The sequence below is a fragment of the Lonsdalea britannica genome (assembly GCF_946477055.1).
In the GTDB taxonomy this organism is placed as follows: domain Bacteria; phylum Pseudomonadota; class Gammaproteobacteria; order Enterobacterales; family Enterobacteriaceae; genus Lonsdalea; species Lonsdalea britannica_A.
On record NZ_CAMKXG010000046.1, the window covers coordinates 1 to 17,609 of the forward strand.

Genomic DNA, 17,609 nt, shown 5'->3' on the forward strand with positions numbered 1-17,609 from the left:
AAAAAGGCGTTAACGTTGACGCATCAGGTAGACAAATAGCGGTTAAAACAGCCAAACATCTCCACAAGGCAAATGATTGCTCACGCCCAAAAAGCGTGATTTCGTTATTCGCCTATGATCGAAAAGTCGGTATGACGGTCTCTTTTTCAACGTTACCGAAGCGCCGCCTTTTTATTGAAAGGAAGTAAAGCGACTTATTTACACCGTCCACGACGGTGACGCCAAAATAACGCTCCTGTTTTATTTTCCACTTAGCAGGATCATATAACCTCTTGGTGAATACACCGGCAGTGACGATATCCCGCGCCCTCTTTTTCGTCGTCGAAATAAAAAAATCTTTTTAAATCAGCACCGCGCTGAATAAAGAAAAATCCGCTCTACACAAGCCGCTTACGGTGTGATTATACTGTATAAAAAACCAGTTAAAGAGGCTTTCATGCGTTCATACCGTTTGCTCCTTCCACGGTTGGATTCCCCTAAAATAAGTCTTCCCTTATTCAGCGACCATTGCGCGGCAGGCTTTCCTTCTCCGGCACAGGACTATGTCGAAAAATCGTTGGATTTGAATGAACTGCTGATCAAACACCCCAGCGCGACCTATTTTGTGCGCGCCAGCGGCGAATCGATGGTGGATGTCGGCATACACGACGGCGATCTGCTGGTCGTTGACCGGTCGCTCAAAGCCTCTCATGGCGATGTGATCATCGCGGCGGTCGACGGAGAGTTCACGGTGAAGACGCTGGCGCTGAAACCCCGGCTGGCGCTGCTGCCCATGAATCCGGCCTATGCCCCGCTCTACCCCGATCCCAATGCGCTGGAGATCTTCGGCGTCGTGGCGCACATCATTCACAGTCTGCAGAGGTAATGTATGTTTGCGCTGGCCGACGTTAATGCGTTTTACGCCTCCTGCGAAACCGTGTTTCGCCCTGATCTGAAAGGCAAACCGGTGGTGGTGCTGTCCAATAACGACGGCTGCGTGATCGCACGCAACGCGGAAGCCAAACGGCTGGGCATTCCGATGGCGATGCCCTACTTCCAGATGCGTCAGCGGCTCCGGGAACAGCAGGTGGCCGTCTTCACCTCGAACTATGCGCTTTACGCCGATCTCAGCGCCAGGGTCATGACCACGCTCGAAGCGCTGGCGCCGCGCGTCGAGATCTACAGCATCGATGAAGCGTGGATGGACATCACGGGCATTGACGTCACCTTATCGTTTGAACAGTTCGGCCGACAGGTCAGAGAAGCCGTCTACGCCACCACGGGCCTGACCGTCGGCGTGGGTATGGCGAAAACGAAAACGCTGGCCAAGCTGTGCAACCATGCCGCCAAGCGCTACCCCGCGACCGGCGGCATCGTCGCGCTCACACACCCGATTCGACTACAGAAACTGATGTCGCTCACCCCCGTGGAAGATGTCTGGGGCGTCGGCAGAAGGACCACGCGCCGACTGCACTCGCTGGGTATCACGACCGCGCTCGATCTGGCACGCTCGCCGACGTCGTTTATCCGTAAGCACTTCAGCGTGGTGATGGAGCGTACCGTCCGAGAGCTGCGCGGCGAACCCTGCATTGAGTTTGAGGAGGAAACCCCGACGAAAGAGCACATCGTCTGCAGCCGCTCTTTTGGCGTCCGCATCACCCGTCTGGAGGAGATGCATCAGGCCGTCTGTCGCTATGCGGAACGCGCCGCGGAAAAGCTGCGCGCGGAGAAACAACTCTGCCGGCAGGTCGCCATCTTCATACGGTCGTCGCCCCACGCGCACAATGAGATCTTCTATGCCAACAGCGCCAGCGAACAGCTGCTGTCGGGCACGCAAGATACGCGGGATATCGTGGCCGCCGCCGTACGCGGTCTGGAAAGAATCTGGAAGGACGGGCCGCGTTACATGAAAGCCGGTGTCATGCTCAACGATTTTTCGCCGCTTCACCGCACCCAGCTGCATCTCTTTGATGACAACCCGCCCCGGCCCAACAGCACGGCGCTGATGAGCGTTATCGATAAAATTAACCACGAAGGATCGAGTAAGGTCTGGTTCGCCGGTCAGGGCATCTCCCCAACGTGGCAGATGAAAAGAGAGATGCTGTCTCCCGCCTATACGACGCGATGGAGTGAGCTGCCCGTCGCCAAAATTGCCTAGACGGGCCTCTTCACAGGGACGTGATTAGCACTGGTCGAACGGCGCGCTGTGGGTTAATACCCGTTCGATGACGTTGAGCGCGCCCTCTTCTTGATTGCTTTCGGTATGGTACTTCGCGACTTCGCGGATTTTAGGCTGAGCATTCGCCATCGCCACGCCGAATCCCGCCTGCCGTAGCATTTCCTCGTCATTGCCGCTGTCGCCGATCGCCACCACTTCGTCATTTTCGATGTGCCAGCGTTGCTGCAACAGCGCGATCCCGTGGGCTTTATGGACGCCGGGAATAATCAAATCGACAAAACCGAATCCGCTGGACACCGGTTTGACGATGCCGTCGAGCGCATGTCCGATGTGCTCCATCAACGCGGGGATCTGATCGTCCGGCACGCTAAGCGAGAACTTGAAGATCGTGTCCGTCAGACCGTCAAAATCGTCACGCTGTTCAATGCGGTAATAGTGTTTGGCAATCAGTTGCAGGAAATCGTCGGTGGAAGACGCATAAACATAGGCGCTGTCTTTGCCGCAAACCACGAACTGGATGTAGGGGATCGCGGACAGCACCTCAATCACCTTGCGCACGTCCGCAGGCGCGAGTTCGCCGCAGAAAATCGGTTGTCCGCCGGTGACCACGTACGCGCCATTTTCGGCCACAAAGGCAATTTCGTCGCGAATGTCAGGGAAGAAAGAAAGGAGCTGATAGTACTGGTTACCGCTGGCGACGACGAACCGAATGCCGTCTTGTTTTAGCTGCGCGTACTGCCTGGAAAATCGGGTTTTGTTGAACTGCTTATCGTTATTGAGAAACGTACCGTCCATATCAACTGCAATCATTTTTATCATACATCACATCCCCGGATAGAAAGGTATCACTGCGGGTTTAGTGTATACAAAACCCCTCTACACGCAATCGGCGAGAGATGGCGCAAAACCGGCCTCGATGGTCTGCTGAAGGCGCGACAGGCGCAGTTGAACGGTGAAAAAGCTTTTCAAATCTTTACACCTTGTTAACCAGAAGTCGCCGCGCGCCTTTCCCCTTGAATACCGGGCTTGATGAGGGATTGGCGGGGGATTTTATGAGGGGAAATCACGGCGTGGGCACTCTCGACATCCGTTAACCTTCTGTTAAATTAAAGTTCAAAACATGGACAGAAGGAGCGCGTGAATGACCCGTCTTACCGCAAAAGATTTTCCGCCGGAGCTGCTCGAACTTTATGACTACTATGCGCACGGCAAGATCACCAAACGCCAGTTCCTCGAGAAAGCCGCGAAATACACCGTCGGCGGTCTGACGGCGGTCGCTTTGCTCGGTTTGATGAGCCCCAACTATGCGCTGGCGCAGCAGGTGGAGTTTACCGATCCGACCATTTCCCCGTCCTATATCACCTACCCTTCTCCCAACGGTCACGGCAAAGTGCGCGGCTATCTGGTTCTCCCTGCGGGAGCGAAAGGCAAACTGCCGGCCGTGGTCGTCGCCCATGAAAACCGCGGTCTGAACCCGTATATCGAAGATGTCGCGCGTCGCGTCGCCAAGGCGGGCTTTATCGCGCTGGCGCCGGATGGACTCAGCTCCGTCGGCGGCTATCCCGGCAACGACGATAAGGGTCGCGAACTCCAACAGCAGGTCGACCCGACCAAGCTGATGAACGACTTCTTCGCCGCCGTGGAATTCTTACTAGAAGATGAGCGCACCACCGGCAAGGTCGGGATCACCGGATTCTGCTATGGCGGTGGCGTGGCGAATGCCGCCGCCGTGGCCTACCCAGAGCTGGCGGCGGCCGTGCCTTTTTACGGCCGCCAGCCGAAAGTCGAAGACGTGCCCCGCATCAAGGCACCGCTGCTGATCCACTACGCCGAGCTGGATACGCGGATCAACGAGGGCTGGCCCGCCTATGAGGAAGCGCTCAAGGCGAATAACAAAACCTATGAGGGCTACATCTATCCCGGCGTTAATCACGGTTTCCATAACGACTCTACGCCGCGTTATGACAAGGCCGCCGCCGATCTGGCCTGGGAGAGAACCCTTACCTGGTTCCGCCGTTATCTAGCCTGAGTGTTGTCCGTCGACGTCGGTAATACGGCGTCGGCGCTTTCTTCCCAACGCATTTGCTCGCTGGCCCTGCTCCCCTCAGTGAACGGATATCCATCCTGAATAATCTCCATCAGCTCCTGCATGTACGGCGTGGCGGACATCTTGACCATCGCGGGGAAAAAGACCTGCGGCGACGGAAAAACGTCGATGACGTGGCAATGTTGCAGCCGCTCGCGGTCCACCTCCGATGAGGGCAACAGCGTCGCGGCTTCCAGACCGGATTCCAACCAGTCGAGAATGACGCCGGGCTGAGTCACATGCATCATCACCTCCGGATCGACGCCGCCCTTGCGAAAGTGATCCAGCAGGCTTTCATAGGTGCCGGGATCGCGCGCCCGATGCAATAACAGCAGCGGCCAGCGGCCCACATCGAGATAAGGGAAAGGCCCCTCTGGTTTTTCCGGTAACAGCGCCTTGTTGACGACCGCCACCAGCCGCACCGGGTCAAACGCCAGGCAGGCGAATCCTTTGCAGTGGTAAGGCTTTTGGATCAGCGCAATATCAATTAAGCCGTCGTTAAGCGACTGTTCGAGATTACTGGAGTCTGAAACGGAAATATTTAATATCACCTCAGGATTACGGCGATGTAATTCTAAAAACAGCGGTTTGAAATAACATTGAAATAAATGCGACAAGCCAATTTTTAATACTTTGTTTTCTTTATTCGCAATGGCAATGGTTTCCCGCGAGGTATTTTCAATCAGACGTAATATTTCGCAGGCTTTTTTATAAAGATAAAATCCGGCTTCCGTGGGTTCAATTCTTTTTGCTGTCCGTACAAAAAGGGAGACGTTTAATTCCTCTTCCAGTTCATGAATACGTTTGCTCAACGGCGGCTGCGCCATATTCAGCTGCCGGGCGGCCTGGCTGATAGAGCCCTCCTCAACCACCTTACAAAAATACTTAAGTCTTTTCAGATCCATACCAGCCTCTTCACACGGACAAGCACACCAACAAGGCGATCATAAGCTTCAGCTTACCATAAATGGAAACGGTCGATTTTGTCCCGATGTCGCAATAATCAGAACCGACAGGCACGGATCGTATTCGAAAATTAATTGTTGCCAATATGTTATTGTTTATTGATTATTGATCCTTCCCCGCGTTGCGATAAACATATCTTTGCTCGCTGCTTGAATAAAGAAAACGAATAAATAACGACAGGGTAGATCGCTTTGATATGAGCGCTACTACTTAAATGGTATTTGTCGGGAGGGTCATGCAGTCATATATTTTTCCTCAGCAAATATATTGCCTTCCCATAAGGAGTGTCGTTATGTCTAACATGAAAAATAAGCCGGATCATCAGGTACACGATCTGCGCTCCGCACTGGCGTTGTTGAAAACGCTGCCGGGCGAACTGGTGTCCACCGACGTTGAAGTCGATCCTCAGGCCGAACTGTCCGGGGTCTATCGCTATGTCGGCGCGGGCGGCACCTGCATGCGGCCAACACGCAAAAACGGCCCGGTGATGATCTTCAACAAGATTAAAGGGTTCAACGATATCAGCGTAGCGATCGGCCTGAACGGCTCCCGTAAACGCGTCGGCCACTTCCTTAACTGCGAGCCGGAACGTCTGGGACACCTGCTGAAAGACTCGGTCCAGCATCCCATCGCCCCCGTCAGAGTGAACGATAACAACGCGGTGTGTCAGGAAGTGGTCCATCTGGCGAGCGACGCCGATTTTGACCTGCGCACCCTCCTGCCCGCCCCGACGAACACCGCCGAAGACGCCGGCCCTTACATCACTATGGGACTGTGCTACGCCTCCGACCCCGATACCGGCGAATCCGACATTACCATTCACCGCCTCTGCGTACAGAGCCGCGACGAGCTGTCCATGTGGCTGACGCCGGGCCGTCATATCGATGCCTTCCGCCAGAAAGCGGAAGCGGCGGGCAAACCGCTGCCCATCTCCATCAGCATCGGCGTCGATCCGGCCATTGAAATCGCCGCCTGCTTCGAGCCGCCGACAACGCCGCTGGGCTTTGACGAACTGAGCGTCGCTGGTGCGCTGCGCGGCCATGCCGTTGAGCTGGTGAAATGCAAAACCATCAACGAATACGCTATCGGCCATTCCGAAATCGTCATCGAAGGCGAACTGCTGCCGGATGTGCGTGTCCGTGAAGACCAGAATACCGACACCGGGAAAGCCATGCCGGAATTCCCTGGCTACACCGGGGGAGCCAAAGCCTCGCTGCCGGTCATTAAAGTGAAAGCCGTCACCCATCGCCACAATCCAATTTGGCGCACCACCGTCGGTCCCGGCGAAGAACACGTCAACATGGCGGGGATTCCTACCGAAGCCAGTATTCTGGACATGGTCAACCGGGCGATGCCAGGCAAGCTGCTGAATGTGTTCGCTCACTCTGCGGGCGGCGGTAAACTGCTGGCGGTGATGCAGTTCAAGAAATCCTCGCCGGTGGACGAAGGCCGTCAGCGTCAGGCTGCGCTGTTAGCGTTCTCCGCATTTCCGGAATTGAAGCACGTGATTCTGGTCGACGAAGACGTGGATATCTTCGACAGCGACGATGTGATGTGGGCAATGCAAACCCGCTATCAGGGCGATGTCGACACCGTCTTCATCCCCGGCGTACGCTGCCATCCGCTGGATCCGTCGCAGGTGCCCGAATACAGCCCGTCGATTTTGCAGGAAGGCATGTCCTGTAAGACCATTTTCGACTGTACCGTGCCGTTCACCCTCAAACCGCACTTCGAGCGTTCGAAGTTCAAAGAGGTCGACGTTAAACGCTTCCTGCCAGACTTCGAATAAGGGGGGAAGATGACCACCCGACGTATTATCGTAGGCATCAGCGGCGCATCGGGCTTTCAGTACGGCGTTAAAGCGCTTGAGCTGCTGAAAGCACAGGATGTGGAAGTCCATCTGGTGGTCTCCGCGGGCGCAGAAAAAACCTGCGCCCTGGAAACTGACTACAAGATGGAAGAGGTGATTGCGCTGGCAGATGTGGTACACGAGTGTAAAAATCTCGGCGCATCGATTTCCAGCGGCTCGTTCAAGACGCTGGGCATGCTGGTCGCGCCCTGCTCCATGCGATCGCTGGCCGCCATCGCCCACTGTCTGACGGATAATCTGCTGACGCGCGCCGCGGACGTCGTGCTCAAAGAGCGCCGCCAGCTGGTGCTGATGGCACGGGAAACGCCCCTGAATCTGGGGCACCTGCGCAATATGCAGCAGGTGACGGAAATGGGCGGCATTATCTTTCCGCCCGTCCCGGCGCTGTACCAACGCCCGCAGACGCCGGATGACATCATCACCCACAGCGTGGGACGCGCGCTCGATTTGTTTGGTCTTGAGGTCAACACATTGCCCCGCTGGGGAGACAATTCAGTCAACACCAGGCCGTAGACGTGCTACGGCATAAAACTGAAAAAAATAACAAGGATAACGAGAAATGCTAATCGGACCTTATGTGAACGGAGCGGCTATCGTGGTTGGCGGCCTGCTCGGCGCGCTCATCAGTACGCGGCTTCCCGAGAGAATTAGAACCGCCTTACCCCTGACGTTCGGCCTGTGCTCTATGGGCCTTGGGATCATGCTGATCATCAAGGTGAAATTCATGCCTGCCGTCGTGCTGGCCATGATCCTCGGCGCCATTCTGGGCGAGCTGTTGTACATCGAAAAAGGCATCGGAAAGGCGGCAGGCACCACGCGTGGGTTGATCGACCGCATTTTCCCCGCCGTAGAAGGCATCTCACACTCCGAATTCACGGATAAATTCGTCGCGATCCTGGTGCTGTTCTGCGCCAGCGGCACCGGGATTTTCGGTGCCATGCACGAAGGCATGACCGGCGACCCGTCAATTCTGTACATCAAGACGGCGCTGGATCTGTTTACTTCGGCCATCTTCGCTACGCTATTGGGGTATGCTGTCATCACGATCGCTATTCCGCAGCTGCTTATTCAGCTTGGACTGGCGATGCTGGCCGCGATGATCCTGCCGATGACGACGCCCGATATGATGGCGGACTTCTCCGCAGCTGGCGGACTCATCATGCTGGCAACCGGGTTAAGGATTAGCGGCATCAAGCTGTTTCCCGTCGCCAATATGCTGCCGGGACTGTTTCTGGTCATGCCGCTCTCCCATCTATGGTCTACCTACATCGCCTGATGTATGACCCGCGGACCCGGTTTGGATGACCGGGTCCACAATAAAGAGAGGAAAGATGCAACCATTACCGGCTTCCGCCGCGACGTTTATTGAACATCATCATGTGCTGTCGCTGACGACGCTGGACGAAGAGGGCCTGTGGAGCGCCAGCTGTTTCTATGCATTCGATGCCGCCAATGCCAGCCTGATCGTCCTGTCCAGCAGTAGCACGCGCCACGGCGGCGTGATGGCGGCCGGCGGCCGGATTAGCGGCACCATCAGCGGCCAGCCCGAGAAAATTCGCGACATCTGCGGCATTCAATATCTGGCCTCGGTCAGCCAACTCTTCGGAAACGAACGACGCGACGCGCTCAGCCTCTACGTGGCCCGCCATCCCATTGCCCGCCTGAAACCCCTGACGGAAGTTTGGCGGCTGGCGCTGCAGACGATAAAGTTTACCGACAATGCTACCCTGTTCGGCGCTAAGGAACACTGGTCGCGGGAATGACCGCCGCCTGACCGCCGACAGTATGAATACCTGAAGTCTTGAGGAAGCCTATGACGACCCCACCGGAACACGTCGTGTTGCTGGACGCCGACAGAAATCCCATCGGTACGATGGACAAAAGTGTGGTGCATACCCATAACACGCCCCTGCATTTGGGCTTTTCCAGCTATTTGTTCACCCCCGACGGCAAATTTCTGACCACACGCCGCGCCTTGAGCAAAAAAGCCTGGCCCGGCGTCTGGACCAACTCGGTGTGCGGTCATCCTCAGTTGAATGAAAAACGGGAAGATGCGGTCAGTCGCCGCTGCCGCTACGAACTGGGCGCAGACGTGGCGCGGATCACGCTGGTGGACGACGAATTCAGCTATTGCGTCACCAGCGCCTCCGGCATTGTGGAGAACGAGTATTGTCCGGTGTTTATGGCGGTTCTCGCCAGCGACCTCTCGCCGCGCGCCGATGAAGTTCTCGACTACCGCTGGGTCGATCTGACCGACCTGATCGACGCCGCGGCCAAAACCCCGTGGGCGTTCAGCCCGTGGATGGTGCAGCAGCTCGCCAATCCGGTGATTCAAGGTCGCCTGCTGGCGTTCGTCGCGTCACTGACGGAGCCGACGTCATCGTTATAAGTCAGGCGGAGAGAGAGGGAGATTCGTCCACGCTCGCGCCCTGTTCCTCGTACTGGCGGCAACGTGCTCTGTGAGCGGTAAATACGCGTTTTCCGGGGCGAGGAAATGATTGGAAATACAAACAAACACGCCGCTTTCACTTCATTACGCCCTGATGTCACGGGGCGTATTGACGCTTATTTTCCCCAAGATATATCTTAGCAACACGGTAAAAACAGAATAATTCTCGCGCAAAATGGGCATGAAAAATTCGACGTCTCACGTTGATGGAGTCAGCGATAAGCATCCTCATCGGTCCTGTAAACGAGCGAAGGTGTTCAATCGGCAGGAGCTGATTCTGCTAATTTTATATCTGACCCGCATTAACCCGACTCATGGCTATGAAATTATCCGTTCGGTGGAGGACTACTCCCAGGGCGCCTATGTCCCCAGCCCGGGAGTGATATATCCGCTCTTGTCCTCGCTGGAGGCGGAGGGACTGGCCACCGTGCATGGGGCAGACAACGGCAAGAAACAGTTCGCCATCACGCTAAAGGGTAAGAAATATCTTGATAAGCAAAATGTGAATTTGCTGACAACGCTAGGAAAGTTAAAAGCGCTGGTTTTAACCCATAATCCCCAGAGGATTCAGAGCATCGACGACGCGCTGGACAATTTGAAGAGCTGTATAAGAAAAAAATTACACCACAAAGACCTGAGCTCGGATGAAGTTAAACAAATAAGGGATGCCATTGAAACCGCAGCACGGACGATTGACTCACGTTGACGCCGAGCCGCTTTTAACTTAGCGCATGACACAGGCCTACAGGTATGACATTAGACTCATTCAACCACGTCAATACGATCAACGACCCCAAAATCCTTGCCGTCATTGACAGACTGAACCGCAACCGGGCTTTCCCTTCCGCCGACACATCGCCAGAAACGATGGCCAACGCACCGGAAAACTTCACCGATTGCGGTTTCTCCATTCACCCCACGCAGGGGGAACTGATTTATCTACTCTGCCGCTCACTGCGGGCGACACGGGTTGTCGACTTCGCCACCTCAATCGGTATGTCCGCGCTCTACTTTGCGGCCGCCATGAAAGATAACGGTCACGGCAAGGTCATCGGTGCTGAACTGGTGCCGGAAAAAGCGGCCATCGCGCAACGACATCTGGCCGAAGCCGGATTGTCCGACTATGCGGATATCCGTGTCGGCGACGCGCGGGAAACGCTCCGGGATCTGGGCGGCGATGTCGATTTCGCCCTGATCGACGGTTGGCCCTCCACGCGCGGCGTTTCGCTGGCGCGCGACGTCATCGAAGTCGTCGCGCCGCAGCTGCGGGTCGGCGGCATGGTGCTTAACGATAACGCCGAGCCGGACTTTCTCGACTACCTCCGGGATCCCAACAACGGGTTTATCTCCGTCAGCCTGCCTATCAAGGGCAGCACCGAGCTGGCGCTGAAGATCCGTTAACGTTGTCGTCGCCCAAACCGCGTCGACAATCCTAAACCTGAGTTTTTTAAGACTTTGCCATCACCGAATTCATCTCGCCGAAATACGGGGAAACGCTATGCAGTTACGCATGTTATGCCTTTTGACATTGATAGGTTTGAGCGGTTGCGACAACAGTAAAACGCAAACCGAAAGCGCCGCGCCGACCGAAGTCGGCGTCGTGACGTTGAAGCCCACCACGTTTACGCTGGAAAGCGAACTCACCGGCCGCACCGCCGCGACGCTGACGTCTGACGTCATCCCTCAGGTCGGCGGCATTATTCAAAAACGTCTGTTTACCGAAGGCGACGAAGTGAAAGCCGGTCAGCCGCTGTACCAGATCGATCCCTCCAGCTATAAGGCGACCTACGATCAGGCCGCTGCCGCGTTGCAGAGCGCCAAGGCGCTGGTCTTGTCCGACTGTCTGAAAGCCAAGCGCTACGCCGGACTGGTCAAAGAACAGGGCGTGTCGCAGCAGGATGCGGACGATGCCCGCTCCACCTGTGAGCAGGACAAGGCCAGCGTACTGGAAAAAAATGCCGCGCTGGAAAGCGCCCGTATCAACGTGCAGTGGACCACCGTCACGGCGCCTATCGCCGGACGCATCGGTATTTCAAGCGTCACGCCGGGGGCATTGGTGACCGCGCAGCAGTCTACCGCGCTCACCACGATCCGTGCGCTGAACACGATGTATTTGGACCTGACCCGTTCCAGTGCCGATCTGCTGCGCCTGCGCAAACAGGCGCTGGCGACCAACAGCGATACGCTGAACGTGACCCTGACGCTGGAAGACGGAACGGTCTATCCGCATAAAGGACGTCTGGAGCTGACGGAAGTCGCCGTCGACGAATCCACGGGGTCCGTTACGCTGCGCTCCGTGTTCCCCAATCCCGACCATGTGCTGCTGCCCGGCATGTTTGTCCGCGCGAAAGTGGATGAAGGCATGATTCAGGACGCCATACTGGCGCCCCAGCAGGGCATTACGCGCGACGTGAAAGGCAACGCGACGGCGCTGGTCGTGACGGCCGACAACAAGGTGGAACGCCGTACCGTCGTCACGGCGGAGGCCACCGGCAGCAATTGGTTGATCACCAGCGGCCTGAAAAGCGGCGATCGCCTGCTGGTGGAAGGCAGCGACAAGGTCGCGGTAGGCAGTACGGTTAACCCCGTCGAAGTTCAACTGACGGGAGGCGCTAACTGATGTTCTCCCGTTTCTTTGTGCGACGCCCGGTCTTCGCCTGGGTGATCGCGATACTCATCATGATGGCGGGGCTGATGTCGATCCGGTCATTGCCGGTGGCGCAGTATCCCGACGTGGCTCCGCCTTCCGTGCGCATCAAAGCGACCTACACCGGCGCTTCCGCGCAAACGCTGGAAAACAGCGTCACCCAAATCATCGAACAGCAGCTGACCGGGCTGGACAACCTGCTCTACTTCACCTCCACCAGCAGTTCGGACGGCGAAGTCGAAATTCAGGTGACCTTCGCTCAGGGCACCAACGCCGACACCGCGCAGGTGCAGGTCCAGAACAAGGTGCAGCAGGCGGAGTCTCGGCTACCGTCTGAAGTGCAGTCCGCCGGGATCACCGTCACCAAGTCCCAGTCCAACTTCCTGCTGATCATGGCGCTGTATGATAAGACCGACAAAGCCACCAGTTCGGATATCGCCGACTGGCTGGTCAGCAACATGCAGGACCCGCTGGCGCGCGTCAGCGGCGTCGGTAGCCTGAGGGTGTTCGGTTCCGAATACGCCATTCGCATCTGGATGGACCCGAATAAACTGGCATCCTACAGCCTGATGCCGTCGGACGTCGAGTCGGCGATTGAAGCGCAGAATATCCAGCTGTCCGCCGGGAAAATCGGCGCGGAGCCCTCCTCCGCCGATCAGCAGTTGACGGCGACGGTACGCGCGCAGTCACGCCTGCAAACGCCGGAGCAATTCCGCAATATCATCGTCAAAAGCGAGTCTAACGGCGCCGTCGTACGTATCAGCGATGTCGCCCGCGTCGAAATGGGCAGCGAAGACTACACATCGTCTTCCCGACTCAACGGCCATCCTTCCGCCGGTATCGCCGTCATGCTGGCGCCGGGCGCCAACGCGCTGGATACCGCAGAGTTAGTAAAAGCCAAAATCAACGAATATAGCCACAGCATGCCGGAAGGCTACGAGATCGCCTATCCGAAGGACAGTACCGACTTCATCAAGATTTCGGTTGAGGATGTGGTCAAGACGCTGATCGAAGCGATCGTGCTGGTCATCATCGTCATGTACCTGTTCCTGCAAAACCTGCGGGCCACGCTGATCCCGGCGCTGGCGGTGCCGGTGGTGCTGCTGGGGACGTTTGGCGTTCTGGCGCTGTTCGGCTACTCGATCAACACCCTGACGCTATTCGCGATGGTGCTCGCCATCGGCCTCTTGGTGGATGACGCCATCGTGGTGGTGGAAAACGTCGAGCGCATCATGCGCGACGAGGGGCTCCCCGCCCGCGCGGCCACCGAAAAATCGATGGGCGAGATATCCGGCGCGCTGATCGCCATCGCGCTGGTGCTTTCCGCCGTGTTCCTGCCAATGACCTTCTTCGGCGGTTCGACCGGGGTGATCTACCGCCAGTTCTCCGTCACCATCATCTCCGCCATGGCGCTGTCCGTCGTGGTCGCATTGACGCTGACACCCGCCCTGTGCGGCCTGCTGCTGAAACACAGCAAACCGCATAAGAAAGGCTTCTTCGGCGGCTTCAACCGGTTCTACGCCCGCACGCAAAAGGGCTACAGCCACCGCGTGGTCTCCGTGCTCCGCCGTCCGCTGGTTATGTTGATCGCGTTCGCCGCCATCGTCGCGCTGATGATCTTGTTCCTCTGGCGCTTACCCAGCAGCTTCTTGCCGAACGAGGATCAGGGACAGATCATGGTGCAGTACACTCTGCCGGCGGGGGCGACGGTTAACCGGACCAACGCCGTCAACAAACGCATCACCGACTGGTTCCTCAAAGAGGAAAAAGACAACGTAAGCGTCATCTATACCATCACCGGCTTTAACTTCAGCGGGAGCGGTCAGAACGCCGGGATGGCCTTCGTCGCGCTGAAAAACTGGGACGAACGCCCCGGTTCGAAAAATACCGCACAGGCGATCGCCAACCGCGCGATGAAAGCGCTGTCCACCGAACGCGACGCCCGCATCTTCGCCTCTACGCCGCCGTCGGTACAGGGGATGGGTCAGACCAGTGGCTTTACGTTTGAGCTGCTGGCCGACGGCAGCACCGAACGCGCCAAACTGATGGAGCTGCGCAGTCAGCTGCTGAAGCAGGCGGGCGCCAGCGCGGAACTGAAGTCGGTCCGCGCCAACGACCTGCCGCAGATGCCGCAGTTGCAGGTGGATATCGACAATAGCAAGGCCGTCGCGCTGGGACTGACGCTGAGCGACGTGACCGATACGCTGAGCAGCGCCTGGGGCGGGACGTACGTCAACGACTTCATTGACCGCGGCCGCGTCAAAAAAGTCTACATCCAGGCCGACAGTCCGTTCCGTTCTAAACCGTCGGACTTGAATAAGTGGTATGTCCGCAGCAGCGACGACAGCATGGCCCCGTTCTCCGCTTTCGCCTCGACGAGTTGGACCTACGGTCCGGAAACCCTGACGCGCTATAACGGTTCCGCCTCGTTCGAGATCACTGGGGAAAACGCCGACGGCGTCAGCTCCGGCGACGCGATGAACAAGATTGAAGCCATTGCCTCGCAGCTGCCGTCGGGGTCAACCTGGGCCTGGAGCGGGCTCTCTCTGCAAGAGAAACTGGCGAGCGGTCAGGCGCTGGGTCTGTACGCCATTTCCATTATGGTGGTGTTCCTGTGTCTGGCGGCGCTGTATGAAAGCTGGTCGGTGCCGTTCTCCGTCATCATGATCATTCCGCTCGGGATCTGCGGCGCCGCGCTGGCCGCCCTGCTACGCGGCTTGAGCAACGACGTTTACTTCCAGGTGGCGCTGTTGACCACCATCGGGCTGTCGTCGAAGAACGCCATCTTGATAGTGGAGTTTGCGGAATTGGCGGTCCGGCAAGGCAGTTCCCTGAGCGCCGCGGTACTGTCGGCAGCCAAAACGCGTCTGCGGCCGATCATCATGACATCGTTGGCATTTATCGCCGGGGTCATTCCGCTGGCGCTGGCCACCGGCGCCGGGGCCAACAGTCGTATCGCGATCGGGACCGGGATTATTGGCGGAACGCTGACGGCCACGCTGCTGGCGATCTTCTTCGTGCCGTTGTTCTTCGTGCTGGTGAAACATTATTTCACCCGTCGCCATGACGTTCAGGAGTAATTCATGTTTTATCGAATGAGTCTTCTCTCACTGTCCCTGCTGCTCGCGGGCTGTATTTCTCTCGACCCGGACTATCAGCGGCCCGCCGCGCCGGTCCCCACGACCTGGCCGGGCGCCACGACGCAGACCGGTCAGGCCGCCGCCTCCCCCGAAGCGGTGCTGACCGACTGGCAGCACGTCATGAACGACGCCCGTCTCAAAACCGTCGTGGAACGGGCGTTAGCCAGCAACCGCGATTTGCAAAAAGCCATCGCGGATATTGAAGCCGCCAGAGCGCTCTACGGCGAGGAGCGCGCCAGTCTGTTCCCGACGCTAAATGCCGAACTGAGCCACACCCGCAGCCGAACGATCGACTCCGGCGTGGGCAGCAGCAGCGAAGCGCAAGGCGCGGTCAGCAGCTTCGAAATCGACCTGTTCGGCCGCAATCGCAGCCTCTCGCGGGCGGCACGGGAAACCTGGCTGGCCAGCGAGGCCACCGCGCAGAATACGCGGCTGACATTAATCGGCGAAACCACGACGGCGTGGATCACGCTGGCGGCGGACAAAAGCAATCTGCAACTCGCCAAAGATACGATGGCGAGCGCGGCCAACTCTCTGCACATCACCGAGCGGCGGATGGCGGCGGGCGTCGCCGCGGCGACCGACGTCAGCGATGCGATGACCGTCTATCAGTCGGCGCGCGCCAGCGTCGCCAGCTATCAGACGCTGGTCGCACAGGACATCAACGCCCTGAACCTGCTGGTGGGCGAGACCGTGCCGGAGAACCTGCAACCCGTGCCGCTTGACCAGCTCAACGACGGCGCCATCGCGCTGGTGCCTGCCGGTGTTTCTTCCAGCGTGCTGTTACGCCGACCGGACGTACAGGAAGCGGAATACAGTCTGAAGAGCGCCAACGCGGATATCGGCGCCGCGCGCGCCAACTTCTTCCCTACGGTGTCGCTGACCGCCAGCGCGGGCGTCGGCAGCAATTCGCTATCCAATCTGTTCAGCCACGGCGCCAATATCTGGTCGTTCGCGCCCAGCGTGACCCTGCCGCTGTTTACCGGGGGCAGCAATCTGGCGCAACTGCGGTATGCTGAAGCAGAGAAAAAAGGGCTGATCGCTTCCTATGAGAAAGCGATCCAAAGCGCCTTTAAAGATGTGGCCGATGCGTTGGCGCGTCGTCAGACGCTGGCGGAACAGCTGGACGCTCAGCAGCAGTATGTGGCGGCGGCGCAGCGCAGTTTCACGCTGGCGCAGCGAAGCTATCAGTCCGGCGTGGGCGATTATCTGAACGTCCTGACGGCGCAACGCACACTGTGGTCGTCCCAGCTGGAGCTGATCGCACTGCGTCAAACTGACTTCAATAACCGCATCACGCTGTGGGAGTCGCTGGGCGGCGGCGTCAGCCCTACCACGGAACAGTAACACCTGAGGCGACGGTCTCCGTCGCCCTATCCGTTCACGATCGGGCGCGACGCCCGGTCTGTTATCCATTGATTGAACGCAGGGTAAACCATGACAACAGAATCCTCGACATCCCGGCTGCCTACCCGTGTACGCCTGCCGCTGGTGTTTCGTCAACTGACGGTGAAAACCACCTCATGCCTTCCCGGTCCGTTCCAGCGTATCGTCTTCACCGGCGATGACCTCGACGGTTTCAATAGCCCCGGATTCGACGACCACGTAAAGCTGTTCTTCCCCGACCGCGTCACCGGCGAGCTACATCTTCCGAAGAACGGTCCTGACGGCCCGATCTGGGGCGATGTGCGCCCGGCCAACCGCGACTACACGCCGCTCAAGTTCGATGCCGCGGCGCGTGAGCTCACCATCGACTTCTATCTGCACGCCGACGGCGTTGCCTCCGAGTGGGCGCGGGCGGCGAAAGCGGGAGACGTGATCGGCATGGGCGGTCCACGCGGCTCGATTCAGATCCCGGCGGACTATGCCTGGCAACTGCTGATCTGCGATGAAACCGGCATCCCGGCGCTTCTGCGTCGACTTCAGGAACTGCCGGATGCCACGCGCGGCGCGGTATTTATCGAGAGTGAAGAGAATCAGGCGCGTCCCTCTATTCCGGTTAAAAGCGGCATGACGCTGGAATGGATAACGCGGGACGGCAATGACGACGCCCAGAAACTCATCGCCGCGGTGGATCGACTGTCGCTCCCCAAAGACGACTACTTTGTCTGGGCCACCGGCGAGAACCACAAAATGTTCACGTTGAAAAACTACCTGACCGGTCCTCTGGGGCTGGACGAGGACTATGTGCGCGTTGTGGCCTACTGGAAGCAAGCGGCCGAATAACCTCAAGCCCCTTTCTTCGCCGATAGACAGAATGCAAGCGCGCGATACGGCGCGCTTCACCGCTTTT

General features: G+C 57.9%; 17 protein-coding genes. 15 read left to right on the forward strand and 2 right to left on the reverse strand.

What is annotated here, in order from left to right:
• From Q7O77_RS05280 to umuC, 3 genes are all read left to right on the forward strand, one after another.
• On the forward strand, window positions 1–188 hold a 188-nt coding region (locus Q7O77_RS05280; RefSeq protein WP_304164035.1), incomplete at its 5' end, for a hypothetical protein.
• Window positions 189–436: 248 nt separating this feature from the next.
• On the forward strand, window positions 437–865 hold the full coding sequence (gene umuD / locus Q7O77_RS05285; RefSeq protein ID WP_304164037.1) for a translesion error-prone DNA polymerase V autoproteolytic subunit: 429 nt from the start codon (window positions 437–439) through the stop codon (window positions 863–865).
• A 3-nt stretch (window positions 866–868) separates the two neighbouring features.
• Window positions 869–2,137: a translesion error-prone DNA polymerase V subunit UmuC gene (umuC, locus tag Q7O77_RS05290; RefSeq protein WP_304164039.1), complete on the forward strand. Its 1,269-nt coding sequence runs from the start codon at window positions 869–871 to the stop codon at window positions 2,135–2,137.
• Window positions 2,138–2,161: 24 nt separating this feature from the next.
• On the opposite strand, the gene Q7O77_RS05295 is transcribed toward umuC, so the two are convergent.
• On the reverse strand, window positions 2,162–2,977 hold the full coding sequence (locus Q7O77_RS05295) for a Cof-type HAD-IIB family hydrolase (protein WP_304164041.1): 816 nt from the start codon (window positions 2,975–2,977) through the stop codon (window positions 2,162–2,164).
• A 322-nt stretch (window positions 2,978–3,299) separates the two neighbouring features.
• On the opposite strand from Q7O77_RS05295, the gene yghX reads away from it, so the two are divergent.
• On the forward strand, window positions 3,300–4,187 hold the full coding sequence (yghX, locus tag Q7O77_RS05300; protein WP_304164043.1) for a YghX family hydrolase: 888 nt from the start codon (window positions 3,300–3,302) through the stop codon (window positions 4,185–4,187).
• Here yghX and Q7O77_RS05305 read toward each other — a convergent pair.
• Window positions 4,175–5,149: a LysR family transcriptional regulator gene (locus tag Q7O77_RS05305; protein WP_304164044.1), complete on the reverse strand. Its 975-nt coding sequence runs from the start codon at window positions 5,147–5,149 to the stop codon at window positions 4,175–4,177. The genes yghX and Q7O77_RS05305 overlap by 13 nt on opposite strands.
• Window positions 5,150–5,502: 353 nt before the next feature.
• On the opposite strand from Q7O77_RS05305, the gene Q7O77_RS05310 reads away from it, so the two are divergent.
• The 11 genes from Q7O77_RS05310 (at window position 5,503) to Q7O77_RS05360 (ending at window position 17,542) form a co-directional block, all read left to right on the forward strand.
• A complete protein-coding gene (locus tag Q7O77_RS05310) occupies window positions 5,503–6,999 on the forward strand; it encodes a UbiD family decarboxylase (RefSeq protein ID WP_304164045.1) in 1,497 nt (498 codons plus the stop codon).
• Window positions 7,000–7,008: 9 nt separating this feature from the next.
• The gene (locus Q7O77_RS05315; protein WP_085651886.1) at window positions 7,009–7,593 is read left to right on the forward strand and encodes a UbiX family flavin prenyltransferase; all 585 of its coding nucleotides are present in this window, start codon (window positions 7,009–7,011) and stop codon (window positions 7,591–7,593) included.
• Between the two features lie 46 nt (window positions 7,594–7,639).
• Window positions 7,640–8,356 (forward strand): DUF554 domain-containing protein, encoded by a 717-nt coding sequence (locus Q7O77_RS05320; RefSeq protein WP_304164047.1) that lies wholly within the window; start codon window positions 7,640–7,642, stop codon window positions 8,354–8,356.
• Between the two features lie 55 nt (window positions 8,357–8,411).
• Window positions 8,412–8,843, forward strand: coding sequence for a hypothetical protein (locus Q7O77_RS05325; protein ID WP_304164049.1), 432 nt, complete (start codon window positions 8,412–8,414; stop codon window positions 8,841–8,843).
• A gap of 50 nt (window positions 8,844–8,893) precedes the next feature.
• Window positions 8,894–9,469 carry an isopentenyl-diphosphate Delta-isomerase gene (gene idi, locus Q7O77_RS05330; RefSeq protein WP_304164051.1) on the forward strand — a complete coding sequence of 192 codons (576 nt, stop codon included), beginning with the start codon at window positions 8,894–8,896 and terminating at the stop codon, window positions 9,467–9,469.
• A 235-nt stretch (window positions 9,470–9,704) separates the two neighbouring features.
• A complete protein-coding gene (locus Q7O77_RS05335) occupies window positions 9,705–10,235 on the forward strand; it encodes a PadR family transcriptional regulator (protein ID WP_304164053.1) in 531 nt (176 codons plus the stop codon).
• Between the two features lie 44 nt (window positions 10,236–10,279).
• Window positions 10,280–10,930: an O-methyltransferase gene (locus Q7O77_RS05340; protein ID WP_304164055.1), complete on the forward strand. Its 651-nt coding sequence runs from the start codon at window positions 10,280–10,282 to the stop codon at window positions 10,928–10,930.
• 97 nt (window positions 10,931–11,027) lie between these two features.
• Window positions 11,028–12,149: an efflux RND transporter periplasmic adaptor subunit gene (locus Q7O77_RS05345; RefSeq protein WP_304164057.1), complete on the forward strand. Its 1,122-nt coding sequence runs from the start codon at window positions 11,028–11,030 to the stop codon at window positions 12,147–12,149.
• Window positions 12,149–15,256: an efflux RND transporter permease subunit gene (locus Q7O77_RS05350; RefSeq protein WP_304164059.1), complete on the forward strand. Its 3,108-nt coding sequence runs from the start codon at window positions 12,149–12,151 to the stop codon at window positions 15,254–15,256. The genes Q7O77_RS05345 and Q7O77_RS05350 overlap by 1 nt, the downstream gene beginning before the upstream one ends.
• Window positions 15,257–15,259: 3 nt before the next feature.
• Complete coding sequence (locus tag Q7O77_RS05355; RefSeq protein WP_304164061.1) at window positions 15,260–16,663, forward strand: efflux transporter outer membrane subunit; 1,404 nt, start codon at window positions 15,260–15,262, stop codon at window positions 16,661–16,663.
• Between the two features lie 90 nt (window positions 16,664–16,753).
• Complete coding sequence (locus Q7O77_RS05360; protein ID WP_304164063.1) at window positions 16,754–17,542, forward strand: siderophore-interacting protein; 789 nt, start codon at window positions 16,754–16,756, stop codon at window positions 17,540–17,542.
• Window positions 17,543–17,609: the final 67 nt, after the last annotated feature.

Excerpts from the sequence above, each read along its gene's own strand:
- Q7O77_RS05310 (WP_304164045.1), top strand. The coding sequence starts at position 5,503 with ATGTCTAACATGAAAAATAAGCCGGATCATCAGGTACACGATCTGCGC.
- Q7O77_RS05295 (WP_304164041.1), bottom strand. The coding sequence starts at position 2,977 with ATGATAAAAATGATTGCAGTTGATATGGACGGTACGTTTCTCAATAAC.
- Q7O77_RS05315 (WP_085651886.1), top strand. The coding sequence starts at position 7,009 with ATGACCACCCGACGTATTATCGTAGGCATCAGCGGCGCATCGGGCTTT.
- Q7O77_RS05320 (WP_304164047.1), top strand. The coding sequence starts at position 7,640 with ATGCTAATCGGACCTTATGTGAACGGAGCGGCTATCGTGGTTGGCGGC.
- yghX (WP_304164043.1), top strand. The coding sequence starts at position 3,300 with ATGACCCGTCTTACCGCAAAAGATTTTCCGCCGGAGCTGCTCGAACTT.
- Q7O77_RS05350 (WP_304164059.1), top strand. The coding sequence starts at position 12,149 with ATGTTCTCCCGTTTCTTTGTGCGACGCCCGGTCTTCGCCTGGGTGATC.
- Q7O77_RS05360 (WP_304164063.1), top strand. The coding sequence starts at position 16,754 with ATGACAACAGAATCCTCGACATCCCGGCTGCCTACCCGTGTACGCCTG.
- Q7O77_RS05335 (WP_304164053.1), top strand. The coding sequence starts at position 9,705 with ATGGGCATGAAAAATTCGACGTCTCACGTTGATGGAGTCAGCGATAAG.
- Q7O77_RS05345 (WP_304164057.1), top strand. The coding sequence starts at position 11,028 with ATGCAGTTACGCATGTTATGCCTTTTGACATTGATAGGTTTGAGCGGT.
- umuD (WP_304164037.1), top strand. The coding sequence starts at position 437 with ATGCGTTCATACCGTTTGCTCCTTCCACGGTTGGATTCCCCTAAAATA.
- idi (WP_304164051.1), top strand. The coding sequence starts at position 8,894 with ATGACGACCCCACCGGAACACGTCGTGTTGCTGGACGCCGACAGAAAT.
- Q7O77_RS05325 (WP_304164049.1), top strand. The coding sequence starts at position 8,412 with ATGCAACCATTACCGGCTTCCGCCGCGACGTTTATTGAACATCATCAT.
- Q7O77_RS05305 (WP_304164044.1), bottom strand. The coding sequence starts at position 5,149 with ATGGATCTGAAAAGACTTAAGTATTTTTGTAAGGTGGTTGAGGAGGGC.
- Q7O77_RS05340 (WP_304164055.1), top strand. The coding sequence starts at position 10,280 with ATGACATTAGACTCATTCAACCACGTCAATACGATCAACGACCCCAAA.
- umuC (WP_304164039.1), top strand. The coding sequence starts at position 869 with ATGTTTGCGCTGGCCGACGTTAATGCGTTTTACGCCTCCTGCGAAACC.
- Q7O77_RS05355 (WP_304164061.1), top strand. The coding sequence starts at position 15,260 with ATGTTTTATCGAATGAGTCTTCTCTCACTGTCCCTGCTGCTCGCGGGC.